Raw genomic sequence first — 12,735 nt, forward strand, 5'->3', positions numbered from 1 at the left:
AGTCTGCAAAAAATTACAACAACCTCAAAACAAGAACAAAAGCCCCTAACTGGGAACGATTATTTCCTGAAAGTTCCGGTAACACCCCACAGCAATTAACATGCCTTTTAAAATCCCCGATTTCACCGCGGGGGTGTTGAATCCGGCTTAAAATCGCCGGCTATTTTTGCGCATGGCCGGGGCAGGCCGGAGGGAACCGGCCTGAGGGGAAGCCGGCACAGGGATGTGCCGTCTTACCCGACCCGAAGCCAGACGCGAAAATTGACGGGTACCGCGCAGCGGCGATTTTACTGCCGGGAGCCCGGAGTGGAGAGGGGGCGGCGGCGAGCCCCCTCTCCCCGTTCACCTGGCGACAAAAGCAAAATAAGGCGCTGACTTACGGTGAACGGAATTTCCTCCCCAGGCAAAAATGACCACAGCGAACGAAATCTCCCACCCACGAAAAAATGACCACAGCGAACAGAACCTCCCGCCCAAACAAAAATAACCGCAGCGCACGATCCCCCCCTAAACCGCACAAACCGACACTCACTCCCCGCTCCCACATATAGCACTCTCACCAGGATCCATTATCATTACCCCCCTTCACCACAACATAAATATTAATAATGAATAAAACGACTCGCGGGCTCAGCCCGGCTCTCATCGCGCTCATGTCTGTCGCCACCGGTCTGGCGGTCGCCAGCAACTATTACGCCCAGCCGCTGCTCGACACCATCGCCAACGCTTTTTCACTTTCAGTGAATCAGGCCGGCTTTATCGTTACCGCCGCCCAGCTCGGCTATGCCGCCGGCCTGCTGTTTCTGGTTCCTCTCGGGGATATGTTCGAACGCCGGACGCTTATTGTCTCCATGACTCTGCTGGCCGCCGGCGGAATGTTGATTACCGCCAGTAGCACCTCGCTGTGGCTGATGATTCTGGGTACCGCCCTGACCGGCCTGTTCTCGGTGGTTGCCCAGTTGCTGGTGCCGCTGGCCGCGACCCTCGCCGCGCCGGAAAAACGCGGCAAAGTGGTCGGCACTATCATGAGCGGCCTGTTGCTCGGCATCCTGCTGGCCCGTACCGTGGCCGGTCTGCTGGCCAGCATCGGCGGATGGCGTACCGTCTACTGGGTCGCCAGCGTCCTGATGATCGCAATGGCGCTGGCGCTATGGCGCGGCCTGCCGGTCATCAGACAGGAAAATAACCTCAATTACCCTCAGCTCCTGGCTTCGGTTTTCCGGTTGTTTACCCGGGAAAAAATGTTGCGCACCCGGGCGCTACTCGGCTGCCTGACCTTTGCCAACTTCAGTATTCTCTGGACCTCAATGGCGTTTCTGCTCGCCGCGCCGCCTTTTCTCTTTTCCGAAGGCGTCATTGGTCTGTTTGGTCTGGCCGGCGCCGCCGGCGCGCTGGGCGCCCGCCCCTTCGGCGGCCTGGCGGATAAGGGCAAAGCTCACCTGACCACCACCTGGGGACTGGTATTACTGCTGCTCTCCTGGATAGCGATCGCCTGCGGCCAGTTTTCTATTCCGGCGTTGATTATCGGCATCCTGGTCCTCGACCTCACCGTCCAGGGCGTACATATCACCAACCAGAGCGTTATCTATCACACCATGCCGGAAGCACGTAATCGCCTCACCGCCGGCTACATGACCAGTTACTTTATCGGCGGCGCAGCCGGCTCCCTGCTTTCCGCCGCAGCTTACCAGCATGGCGGCTGGAACGGAGTCTGCGCTATCGGCGCTACGGTGGCGACACTGAATTTGCTGGTATGGTGGCGGGGATATCATCGGCAAATACCGGAATAATCTGTCCGGGAAGCGACTTTTAAGAGGCGCAGTACTATAAAGCTGCCTGGCAGTCTGTTAAGGTATCGTCAAGTATTCATTGATGTGACTTTAACTCTGGTTATTTATTAGCAGCCAATATGGAAAACCCTGCCTCTATTGCCGAGCCTTATCCCGGAAATGAAGCCACTCTGCTGGAGGGCTTCAAAGATAGTCTCCCGATTGTTATCAGCTACCTTCCTGTGGCATTCGCTTTTGGCCTGAATGCCACCAAACTGGGATTTACACCGCTCGAAAGTCTGTTTTTTTCCTGCATCATTTATGCTGGCGCCAGTCAGTTCGTGATCACCGCACTGTTATCCGCCGGTAGTTCCCTGTGGGTCGCCGCCATGACCGTCATGGCGATGGATGTCCGCCATATTCTCTACGGCCCATCGCTGAAAACCCGTATCGTTACCCGTCTCAGCGCGCCAAAGACCGCGCTGTGGGCCTTTGGCCTTACCGATGAAGTGTTCGCCGCCGCCACCGCTAAACTGCTGCGCGACAACCGACGCTGGACCGAAAACTGGATGATCGGTATCGCCTTTTGCTCCTGGCTTTCCTGGGTGGCCGGTACCGCCGCCGGCGCCTGGTCCGGCAACGGTCTGCTGGAACATTACCCGGCCGTTGAAGCCGCGCTGAGTTTCATGTTGCCGGCGCTGTTTATGAGCTTTCTGCTGGCTTCGTTTCAGCGTAAACAGTCCGTTTGCGTAGGGGCGGCGCTGGCTGGTGCCCTGCTGGGGCTCACACTGGTTTCTATACCCGCGGCGATTCTTGCCGGTATTGTCTGCGGCTGCCTGGCTGCGCTGCTACAGGCAATTTACCAGGAGGAATTACGATGAGTACCCAGGTCCTGCTCCTTGGTCTGCTGGTGGGCTGTGCAAACTATCTGTTTCGCTACCTGCCGCTGCGCCTTGGCGGCAATACCCGTCCATCGACACAGCGGGGGGCGGTGCATATTCTGCTCGACAGCATCGGGATTGCTTCGATTTGCGCGCTACTGGTGGTATCCAGCGCGCCGGAAGTGATGCACGATGCCAGGCGGTTACTGCCAACTTTAGTAGGTTTTGCCATTCTGGGGACCAGTTTCTGGAAACTGCGCAGCATTATCACGCCTACTTTACTTAGCGCTCTGGGTTATGGAATCACCTGGAAGCTCATGATGGTGATGTAGTTTTCTTTATACATCCGCAGAAATAATACATTTACATTATTTATCACCATCGTTATTATATCAGCTGTAATTAATGAGGTTATGCCCAAATGGATAGTTCGTTTACTCCCATTGAACAAATGCTTAAGTTTCGCGCCAGCCGCCAGGAGGATTTTCCTTATCAGGAGATCCTGCTTACCCGCCTGTGCATGCACATGCAGGGTAAGCTGCTGGACAATCGCAATAAGATGCTGAAAGCTCAGGGGATTAACGAGACGTTGTTCATGGCGTTGATAACGCTTGAGTCTCAGGAAGATCACAGTATTCAGCCCAGTGAACTGAGCTGCGCGCTGGGATCGTCCCGCACCAATGCGACCCGCATCGCCGATGAACTGGAAAAACGCGGCTGGATTGAGCGTCGCGAAAGCGACAACGATCGCCGCTGCCTGCACCTGCATTTGACTGAAAAAGGTCAGGAATTCCTCGATCAGGTACTTCCACCCCAGCATAACTGCCTGCAACAGCTCTGGTCTTCTCTCAGTACGGAAGAGAAAGCGACCCTGGAGCACATCACCCGCAAACTGCTTAACCGTCTCGATAAAATGGATGCAGACGACGCAATTATTGAGGCAATTCGTTAACAACGAGCTAGCTTTCTATAATCCGGTAATTCCCTCAGTCAGGCCAGCATTCAACCATGCTGGCCTTTCTGACTCACAGAGTCGGCCCGGCCGATAACACAATAAAAAAGATGTGGAGAACAGCATGAGCTCGCATGCGGAAACTCAAACGACTCAGCAACCGGCAAACAAGAAAAAAAAGCGCAAAAGCGCGCTTATCCTGTTGACCCTGTTGTTCGTCATTATTGCAGTGGCATATGGGATCTATTGGTTTTTGGTGCTCCGTCACGTTGAAGAGACGGATGACGCCTATGTGGCAGGGAATCAGGTACAAATCATGGCCCAGGTCTCCGGGAGTGTGACCAAGGTGTGGGTGGATAATACCGATTTCGTCAAAAAAGGCGATGTGCTGGTGACGCTGGACGCCACCGACGCCCAGCAGTCTTTCGAAAAAGCGCAAACCGCGCTGGCCTCCAGCGTGCGCCAGACGCGCCAGCAAATGATCAACAGTAAGCAATTGCAGGCCAATATTGACGTCCAGCGAACCGCGTTGGCTCAGGCGCAGAGCGACTACAATCGCCGCGTACCGCTTGGCAGCGCCAATCTGATTGGCCGCGAAGAGCTACAACACGCCAAAGACGCGGTAGCCAGCGCCCAGGCGCAGCTTGACGTGGCAATCCAGCAGTATAACGCCAATCAGGCGGTGGTTCTCAACACCCCGCTGGAACGCCAGCCAGCGGTGCAGCAGGCAGCGACCGAAGTGCGCAACGCCTGGCTGGCCCTGCAGCGCACCAAAATTGTCAGCCCGATCACCGGCTATGTCTCACGCCGTGCCGTTCAGGTTGGCGCGCAGATCAGTCCCACTACGGCGCTGATGGCGATCGTTCCTTCGACGGATCTATGGGTGGACGCTAACTTCAAAGAGACCCAACTGGCCCACATGCGCATTGGTCAGCCGGCGACGGTCGTCAGCGATATCTACGGCAGCAGTGTGAAATACACCGGCAAAGTGGTCGGTCTGGATATGGGCACCGGCAGCGCCTTCTCTCTGCTGCCGGCGCAGAACGCCACCGGCAACTGGATCAAAGTCGTACAGCGTCTGCCGGTTCGTATCTCTCTCGATCCACAGCAGATTGCAACGCACCCGCTACGCATTGGCCTGTCGACACTGGTGACGGTGGATACCAGCAATCGCGACGGCAGCATGCTGGCGGACCAGACGCGCACCACGCCGGTTTATGAAAGTAACGCCCGCGAAATTGACCTTGAGCCCGCCAATAAGCTCATCGACCAGATTGTGCAGGCGAACGCTGGCTAAGCGGCGGAGGTAGTAATGCAGCAACAAAAACCGCTGGAAGGGATGCCGCTGGCGATCATGACCATCGCGCTGGCGCTGGCAACCTTTATGCAGGTGCTGGACTCAACTATCGCTAACGTGGCAATCCCGACTATCGCCGGTAACCTTGGCTCGTCCCTGAGCCAGGGGACCTGGGTGATCACCTCTTTCGGGGTCGCCAACGCCATCTCCATTCCGCTGACCGGCTGGCTGGCAAAGCGGATCGGGGAAGTGAAACTGTTCCTCTGGTCGACCATTCTTTTCGTCATTGCCTCCTGGGCCTGCGGTATGTCCACCAGCCTGAATATGCTGATCTTCTTCCGCGTTATTCAGGGAGTGGTGGCCGGGCCGCTGATTCCACTTTCCCAGAGTCTGCTACTGAGCAACTATCCGCCGGCGAAGCGCAGTATTGCGCTGGCGCTCTGGTCGATGACGGTCATTGTCGCGCCCATTTGTGGGCCGATACTCGGCGGCTGGATCAGCGATAACTATCACTGGGGCTGGATCTTCTTTATTAACGTGCCAATCGGCGTGGTGGTGGTCCTGATGACGCTCCAGACTCTGCGCGGACGTGAAACCCGTACCGAACAGCGGCGCATTGATGTGATAGGCCTGGCGCTGCTGGTGGTCGGCATCGGCAGCCTGCAGGTAATGCTCGACCAGGGCAAAGAGCTGGACTGGTTCAACTCGACGGAAATCGTGGTGTTGACCATTGTCGCCGTGGTGGCCATCAGTTTCCTGATTGTCTGGGAGCTGACAGACGACAATCCGATCGTCGATTTATCGCTGTTCAAGTCACGCAACTTCACCATCGGCTGTCTGTGTATTAGCCTCGCTTATATGCTCTATTTCGGCGCCATCGTTCTGCTACCCCAGTTGCTACAGGAGGTCTACGGTTATACCGCCACCTGGGCGGGGCTGGCGTCGGCGCCGGTGGGGCTGATCCCGGTAATACTGTCGCCCATCATTGGCCGCTACGCCCATAAGCTGGATATGCGCCGCTTAGTGACCTTTAGCTTTATCATGTATGCCGTATGCTTCTACTGGCGCGCCTGGACCTTTGAGCCGGGTATGGATTTCGGCGCTTCCGCGTGGCCGCAGTTCATCCAGGGTTTTGCGGTGGCCTGCTTCTTTATGCCGCTCACCACCATTACCCTTTCCGGGCTACCGCCGGAGCGGCTGGCGGCGGCGTCGAGCTTATCGAACTTTACCCGTACCCTGGCCGGCTCTATCGGCACCTCCATCACCACGACGCTGTGGACCAACCGCGAATCGCTGCACCACGCTCAGCTGACAGAGTCGGTAAATCCCTTTAATCCCAACGCCCAGCAGATGTACAGCCAGCTGGAAAGTCTGGGGTTAAGTCAGCAGCAGGCCTCCGGCTATATCGCCCAGCAGATCACTAATCAGGGGCTGATCATTTCAGCGAACGAGATTTTCTGGATTTCGGCGGGGGTGTTTATTCTGATGATAGGTATGGTCTGGTTCGCCAGACCGCCTTTCGGTACTGGCGGAGGCGCCGGCGGAGCGCACTAACCGGACACCGGCAACACCCGAAAAGCGCCTGCGCGGATCCGCCAGGCGCTTTTTTTGTCCGTTTCTCTGTAGCAATTGTCATTTGCACAGCAGCGGTCCGCATTGCGGTGCGCCAGGATAGTTGAACCCTGACAACCGGAGAAACCGCAATGATCGCCCAACCCGCCACTAAATACCGCCCCTGGCAGCCCCTCGCCCTGGCGGATCGCCGCTGGCCGTCTAACACCTTAACCCGCGCTCCGCGCTGGCTTTCCACCGACCTGCGCGACGGCAACCAGGCGCTGGCGGAGCCAATGGACAGCGCGCGCAAGCTGATGTTCTGGGAACAGTTACTGGCCTGTGGATTTAAAGAGATCGAGGTGGCATTCCCTTCCGCCTCGCAAACCGACTTCGATTTTGTGCGCCAGTTGATCGACGAGCAGCGTATCCCCGAGGATGTCACCATTCAGGTGCTGACCCAGGCCCGGGAAGATCTGATCGCCCGTACCTTCGACGCGCTGCGCGGCGCGCCGCGCGCCACGGTACATTTATATAATGCCACCGCGCCGCTGTTCCGCCGCCTGGTCTTCCGCCAGAGCGAAGCAGAGAGTGTCGCCCTGGCGGTATCCGCGACCCGCCAGATCCGCAGCCTGTGTGAAAGCCAGCCGCAAACCGCATGGTGTTTTGAATACTCACCGGAAACCTTCAGCGCCACGGAACCGGAATTCGCTCTGCAAATCTGTGAAGCCGTGGCCGATGTCTGGCAGCCGGAGGAACATCGCCCGATGATCGTCAATCTGCCAGCCACTGTGGAGGTCAGTACCCCCAATGTCTACGCCGATCAGATAGAATATTTCTGCCGCCATTTCTCGTACCGGGATCGGGTGTGCGTCAGTGTCCACCCTCATAACGATCGCGGAACCGGTATTGCCTGCGCAGAGCTGGCGATGCTCGCCGGCGCCGACCGGGTGGAAGGTTGCCTGTTCGGCAACGGCGAACGCACCGGTAACGTCTGCCTGGTCACCCTGGCCATGAATCTCTACAGCCAGGGGATTGCCCCGGGGCTGGATTTCAGCGATATGCCGCGGGTCGTTGAAGTAGCGGAAACTTGTAATCAATTGCCGGTACATCCCCGCCATCCATGGGCCGGAAAACTGGCCTATACCGCCTTTTCCGGTTCCCATCAGGATGCGATTAAAAAAGGCTTTGAAGCACGTAAAAATCAACCGGACGGCTTCTGGGAAATGCCCTATCTGCCCATCGATCCCCGGGATATCGGCTGTACCTACGAAGCGGTGATCCGGGTCAACAGTCAGTCCGGGAAAAGCGGTAGCGCGTGGATTATTGAAGAAAACCATGGGCTGCAAATGCCGCGCGCGTTGCAGCAAGCGTTCAGCCAGCAGGTACAGCAGGAGACCGACCGTCACGGCGGCGAGATGACTCAGAACGCGCTGTGGCAGCTGTTTCGCGAGCGCTACGGTCTGGTGTCGCAACCAGCGCTGGCGTTACTGGAGTTCAGCACCCAAAGCACTCCCGGCGGAACGATGCAGCTCCAGGCGCGCATTCGCAGCCGCGGCGTGGAACAATCTCTCAATGGCGAAGGCAACGGATTACTCTCCGCCGCCGCGCAGGGACTGCAGCGGCTGACCACCACGCCGTTCGTGATTAAGGATTATCACGAACACACCCTGGGCGAGCGCAGCGACAGCCGCTCCGCCACCTATATTTGCTGTCTGTTTGCCGACGGCCAGCGCAACTGGGGGGTAGGCATCGATAACGACATCTCGCGCGCATCGCTGCAGGCGCTGTTCAACGCGGTATCCCGTTACCTGGACGATCCGCTGCCGGCATCGTGACAGAAGTACTCGCTGGGCGATACCCCCATCACCCGGCGAAACATCGCCGTGAAAGCGCTGTGGCTGCCATAACCGCAGTCCAGCGCCACCCGTAACACCGATTGACCCTGCGCCAGCCGGATCAATGCTTCCATCAGGCGCGCGCGGCGTAGCCACTCGCCAAACGCCAGCCCCGTCTGCTGTTGAAAGTGGCGGGTCAGCGTGCGCTCGCTCATGCTTACCTCTCCGGCCGCCCGGGCCACGCTCCACGGCTCCGCCAGCGTCTCTTTGATCCGCAGGCACAGACGATGCAGCCCGACCCCGTGCGGTTCCGGCAGGTGAAACGGCAGCACGGTCATGGTACGAATCTCATCCAGAATCAGCTCATAGATACGTTCCGCCCGGCTGTGGGCAACATAGGTTTCCGGAAGTTTGAGGGCGGCGACAATCAGTTCCCGCAATAAGGCGGAGATCTGCACGATCTGGCAACTGGCGGGTAGATCGGCGCGCGCCAGCGGATCGATAAACAGCGTACGGGCGGATACCTGACCGGTGATGGCGATGCGGTGGCGGGTCCCCGCGGGTAGCCAGACCCCGCGCCCGGGCGGCACGATCCAGCAGCCAGCTTCGGTATCCACCCGGGCGACGCCGCTCAGCGTATGCAGTAACTGTACACAGTCGTGATGGTGCCATGGCTCCCCTTCCCCGTGTTGATACTCACAGGCGTAAGGCACCAGCGGGCGAGTGGTAAAACTGAACTGCAGCGTGGTAGTCATGATAGCGCTAATCCCTGGCAGACCGACCAATAAAAAAGGGAGCCGATGAGGCTCCCCGGTTCAGGTTCGCTTCACGGTCAGATATGCAGTTCCTGTAGTTTCTCTTTCGGCAGCGCCAGCTCATCATTGCTGTTTACGCTAACTCCGCGTTCAATGATATGGCGCGCAATATCCTGCGCTTCCTGCAGGGAGTGCATCTGGTAAGTACCACACTGATAAACGTTCAGTTCCGGGATCTGATTCTGATCCTGCACTTTCAGCACGTCAGTCATCGCCGCTTTCCAGGCCTCCGCCACGCGTTGCTCATCCGGCTGGCCGATCAGGCTCATATAGAAGCCGGTACGGCAGCCCATCGGCGAGATGTCGATAATCTCAACGCCGTTACCGTTCAGGTGGTCTCGCATAAAACCAGCAAACAGGTGTTCGAGGGTGTGAATCCCTTTTTCCGGCATCACTTCCTTGTTCGGCACACAAAAGCGCAGGTCAAAAACCGTGATGGTGTCGCCGTGCGGCGTATCCATGGTTTTCGCGACACGCACCGCCGGCGCCCCCATGCGCGTGTGGTCGACTGTGAAGCTATCCAATAATGGCATTCTGGTCACCTCCGATAGTGATATTTTTTTAAAATTAAATGAACTCTTACTTCAGGCGCGGGTCAGAGTATATGAAAGACGCGCATTTGTTATCATCATCCCTGTTTTCAGAGATGAAAATTCGGCCACAGTTATGTGGCCTTTTTCTTTTATATCAGGCCTGTTTCGCCAGCCAGCTGTCAAAAGGCTCGCTATCCCGGGCTTCGATATCCCGCTGGCGCGCCCATGACGCATCGCGCTCGGCCTGCAGTTGCGCTTCGCTGAGCAACTCCAGCGGCTCGCTTTGCAGCATCTCCCGGTAATGGTTCGCCAGCTCCAGGCCAGTGCCGCCAATCCCTTTTTCAATCATAGAACGCAAAATGCGCGCTGAGTAAGTTAATTCCGGATCATCAAAGCAGGCCACCAGCCAGTCGCAAACCTGCTGATACTGCCGATCGCCGGCAATACCGTCCAGCGTTTCCGCCACCCGACGCAGATCGTGGAACAGATCTTTGCCGACTTTCGCCAGTGGGTATTGCGCGGTTTCACAGCCAATCCCCAGCGTCAGACCGGGTTTACGCCCTTCAAGAATCACCCGATTCCAGTTTTTACGGGTACATAGCAGCTCAGCGCTGCTCATTTCCGGCGCATCCGCCAGAGCGCACCAGATCATAAACAGATCGAGGAAGCGCACCTGACGTTCATCGACGCCAATCGGCGAGAACGGATTGATATCCAGCGAGCGTACTTCGATGTATTCGATACCGCCGCGCAGCAGCGCATCAGACGGCGATTCACCTGCCCGGGTCACACGCTTGGGCCGTATCGGCGCATACAGCTCATTTTCAATCTGCAGGACATTGCTGTTGAGCTGCAAATGCCGGCCATCTTTCATCAGGCCGATAGCCGCATACTCTTCCGACGGGGTCTTTATCGCCCGCTTCAGACCATCGACATAGGTTTGCAGATCGTTAAACGTAATGCCCAGGTTGCTCTGCGATTTATTGGTATAGCCCAGATCGCTGAGACGCAGAGAGGTAGCATACGGCAGGTAGTACATCCCGCAGTCGGTCTTCTCAAACGGCAGGGTTTCCGGTTTGCCCTGCAGGAACGACGAACAGATCGCCGGCGAGGCGCCGAACAGATAGGGAATCACCCAGCCAAAGCGGTAGTAGTTGCGAATCAGGCGGAAGTAACCGGCGGAAATCGCTTCTTTGCCGCTTTCGGCATCCGTGACGCCGCTACGCGCCTGCCAGAAGGCCAGCGGGAAGGAGAAATTGTAATGCACCCCGGAAATAGTCTGCATTAACGCCCCGTAGCGATTTTTAAGCCCTTCACGATACAGGGTTTTAAAACGCCCGACATTGGATGAGCCATACTGCGCCAGCGCAATCTGCTGACCATCTTCAATAAAGCAGGGCATGCTGAGGGGCCACATGCGCTCTTCGCCGATTTCACGGCTGGTGAAACGGTGCAGATCGCGCATAAACGTCAGCATATGATCGATATCGCCATCCACCGGGGTAATAAATTCCAGCAGCGCTTCCGCAAAATCCGTGGTGATCCACTTATGCGTTAACGCCGCCCCCAGCGATTCCGGGTGCCCGGTTGTCGCCAGATGGCCGTTGGGCGTCACGCGTAGCGTTTCGCGTTCAAGGCCGCGACAAATGCCCTGTAATGCCTGAGGATGAGACTCCAGCCAGGCCAGCGCCTGTGATACATCCGGGATCAAATTGACCTCCCGCCTGTCGAATGCATTTTCATTAAGCATAATTGTTATCAGTAACGATAAGGCCAGGCAGAGGCGAAATGTCTACTGCCCGGCAAAGGCCTGTGCTTTCACTCAACATCGGCCCCATCGTCATTCAATATACCGCGCATCATTCCGGCCGCCCTGGGGCGTGAAAGATAGCGCGTATAAACCAATTAGTGCCACCATGCCATACCCTGAAGCGTTGCCGCTGCCACAACGACATAGCGCAGCGCTTTACCAAGGCATAAAAAAAAGATAACCGGCCCCCAGGACAGACGTAACCAGCCTGCGAGAAGACACAGTAAATCTCCAATTACCGGCATCCAGCTCAGCAACAGGGCGACCGATCCATAACGCCCTAACCAGTGCTGCGCTGTAGCCAGCCAGCGCGACGTTTCCCGCAAAGGGAAAAAGCGCCCCAGAATAACGTTAGTCAGCCCTCCAAGACTATTACCTATTGTTGCTACCAGCACCAGTAACCAGGGCTGGCTTTTTTCTGCAACCAGCAGCGCCACCAGCACCGCTTCCGAGCTCCCGGGCAGCAGTGTGGCGCTTAAAAAGCTACTGGTAAAAAGTGAGAACAGCGACGCCAGGTCGCTCACAGCAAGCGGACATCCACAACATCCATTCCGGCGCGGGAGGCCGCCTGCAGACCAAAATCCGCATCCTCAAACACCACACATTTTTCCGGACGCACCCCCATGAGTTCAGCGCAGCGCAAAAACGTATCTGGCGCCGGTTTGTGGTACTGAACGTGATCGGCGGCGACCACAGCGGTGAAATAGCGGCGTAAGTCCAGGTGATTCAACAAGGCTTCCGCCACGGCGCTTTCACTCCCGGTACCTACCGCCATCGGGCGACGGCCATACCATTCCCGGACCACTTCCACCAGCGGCAGAGGACGAACGCCGTCCAACAGGATTTCCCTGAGTACCTGGGTTTTCTCTTCCGCCAGCGCATGGGGATCGAGCTGGCGGCCATGGGATTCGATGATCACCTGCGCTACACGCCATGTCGGAGAGCCATTCAACGCGATCATCGCCTGCTCATCAAACTGCATATCATAGCGCGACAGCACTTCCCGCCACGCCTGGCGATGGGTCGGCTCAGTATCCAGGATGGTGCCATCCATGTCGAAGATCAGCCCGTCATAACGTTGATACATAGCGCATTCACCTTTTGTATATCGGTACGTTACTTTATCGCAAAGTGTCTGCAATGTCGCTAATTGCAAAAGATATAATCACATTGGTTACAAAAACCTTGTTGAAGACGGGCGATTTCATCGGAATACGGTTTGGCTGAAGGAGATGTCATGTGCGGAAGCAACAGAAAGGAAGAAATATGTTCTGGAAAGGCAAAATATG

The 12,735-nt window shown here is 57.0% G+C and carries 12 protein-coding genes; 7 read left to right on the forward strand and 5 right to left on the reverse strand.

What is annotated here, in order from left to right:
* Positions 1-608 precede the first annotated feature (608 nt).
* The 7 genes from AQ981_RS19540 (at position 609) to leuA (ending at position 8,288) form a co-directional block, all read left to right on the forward strand.
* Positions 609-1,790, forward strand: a complete 1,182-nt coding sequence (locus AQ981_RS19540; RefSeq protein WP_058913439.1) for an MFS transporter — start codon at positions 609-611, stop codon at positions 1,788-1,790.
* Between the two features lie 119 nt (positions 1,791-1,909).
* A complete protein-coding gene (locus AQ981_RS19545) occupies positions 1,910-2,650 on the forward strand; it encodes an AzlC family ABC transporter permease (protein ID WP_058913440.1) in 741 nt (246 codons plus the stop codon).
* The gene (gene ygaH / locus AQ981_RS19550; RefSeq protein ID WP_058913441.1) at positions 2,647-2,982 is read left to right on the forward strand and encodes an L-valine transporter subunit YgaH; all 336 of its coding nucleotides are present in this window, start codon (positions 2,647-2,649) and stop codon (positions 2,980-2,982) included. Before AQ981_RS19545 ends, ygaH begins: the two co-directional genes overlap by 4 nt.
* Positions 2,983-3,071: 89 nt before the next feature.
* Positions 3,072-3,602 carry a transcriptional repressor MprA gene (mprA, locus tag AQ981_RS19555; RefSeq protein ID WP_058913442.1) on the forward strand — a complete coding sequence of 177 codons (531 nt, stop codon included), beginning with the start codon at positions 3,072-3,074 and terminating at the stop codon, positions 3,600-3,602.
* Between the two features lie 124 nt (positions 3,603-3,726).
* Entirely contained in the window at positions 3,727-4,899 is a 1,173-nt protein-coding gene (emrA, locus tag AQ981_RS19560) for a multidrug efflux MFS transporter periplasmic adaptor subunit EmrA (RefSeq protein WP_058913443.1), read from the forward strand.
* A 15-nt stretch (positions 4,900-4,914) separates the two neighbouring features.
* Positions 4,915-6,453, forward strand: coding sequence for a multidrug efflux MFS transporter permease subunit EmrB (emrB, locus tag AQ981_RS19565; protein WP_058913444.1), 1,539 nt, complete (start codon positions 4,915-4,917; stop codon positions 6,451-6,453).
* Positions 6,454-6,602: 149 nt separating this feature from the next.
* Positions 6,603-8,288 carry a 2-isopropylmalate synthase gene (gene leuA / locus AQ981_RS19570; protein WP_058913445.1) on the forward strand — a complete coding sequence of 562 codons (1,686 nt, stop codon included), beginning with the start codon at positions 6,603-6,605 and terminating at the stop codon, positions 8,286-8,288.
* Here the strand turns inward: leuA and AQ981_RS19575 are convergent.
* From AQ981_RS19575 to yqaB, 5 genes are all read right to left on the reverse strand, one after another.
* On the reverse strand, positions 8,258-9,043 hold the full coding sequence (locus AQ981_RS19575; protein WP_058913446.1) for an AraC family transcriptional regulator: 786 nt from the start codon (positions 9,041-9,043) through the stop codon (positions 8,258-8,260). The two genes, leuA and AQ981_RS19575, sit on opposite strands and share 31 nt — an antisense overlap.
* A gap of 77 nt (positions 9,044-9,120) precedes the next feature.
* The gene (luxS, locus tag AQ981_RS19580) at positions 9,121-9,636 is read right to left on the reverse strand and encodes an S-ribosylhomocysteine lyase (protein ID WP_058913447.1); all 516 of its coding nucleotides are present in this window, start codon (positions 9,634-9,636) and stop codon (positions 9,121-9,123) included.
* A 154-nt stretch (positions 9,637-9,790) separates the two neighbouring features.
* Positions 9,791-11,347, reverse strand: a complete 1,557-nt coding sequence (gshA, locus tag AQ981_RS19585) for a glutamate--cysteine ligase (protein WP_058913533.1) — start codon at positions 11,345-11,347, stop codon at positions 9,791-9,793.
* Positions 11,348-11,541: 194 nt separating this feature from the next.
* Entirely contained in the window at positions 11,542-11,970 is a 429-nt protein-coding gene (locus tag AQ981_RS19590; RefSeq protein ID WP_058913448.1) for a YqaA family protein, read from the reverse strand.
* Positions 11,967-12,533, reverse strand: coding sequence for a fructose-1-phosphate/6-phosphogluconate phosphatase (gene yqaB / locus AQ981_RS19595; RefSeq protein WP_058913449.1), 567 nt, complete (start codon positions 12,531-12,533; stop codon positions 11,967-11,969). The genes AQ981_RS19590 and yqaB overlap by 4 nt, the downstream gene beginning before the upstream one ends.
* Between the last annotated feature and the right edge of the window lie 202 nt (positions 12,534-12,735).

The sequence above is a fragment of the Entomohabitans teleogrylli genome (assembly GCF_001484765.1).
Classification (GTDB): Bacteria; Pseudomonadota; Gammaproteobacteria; order Enterobacterales; family Enterobacteriaceae; genus Entomohabitans; species Entomohabitans teleogrylli.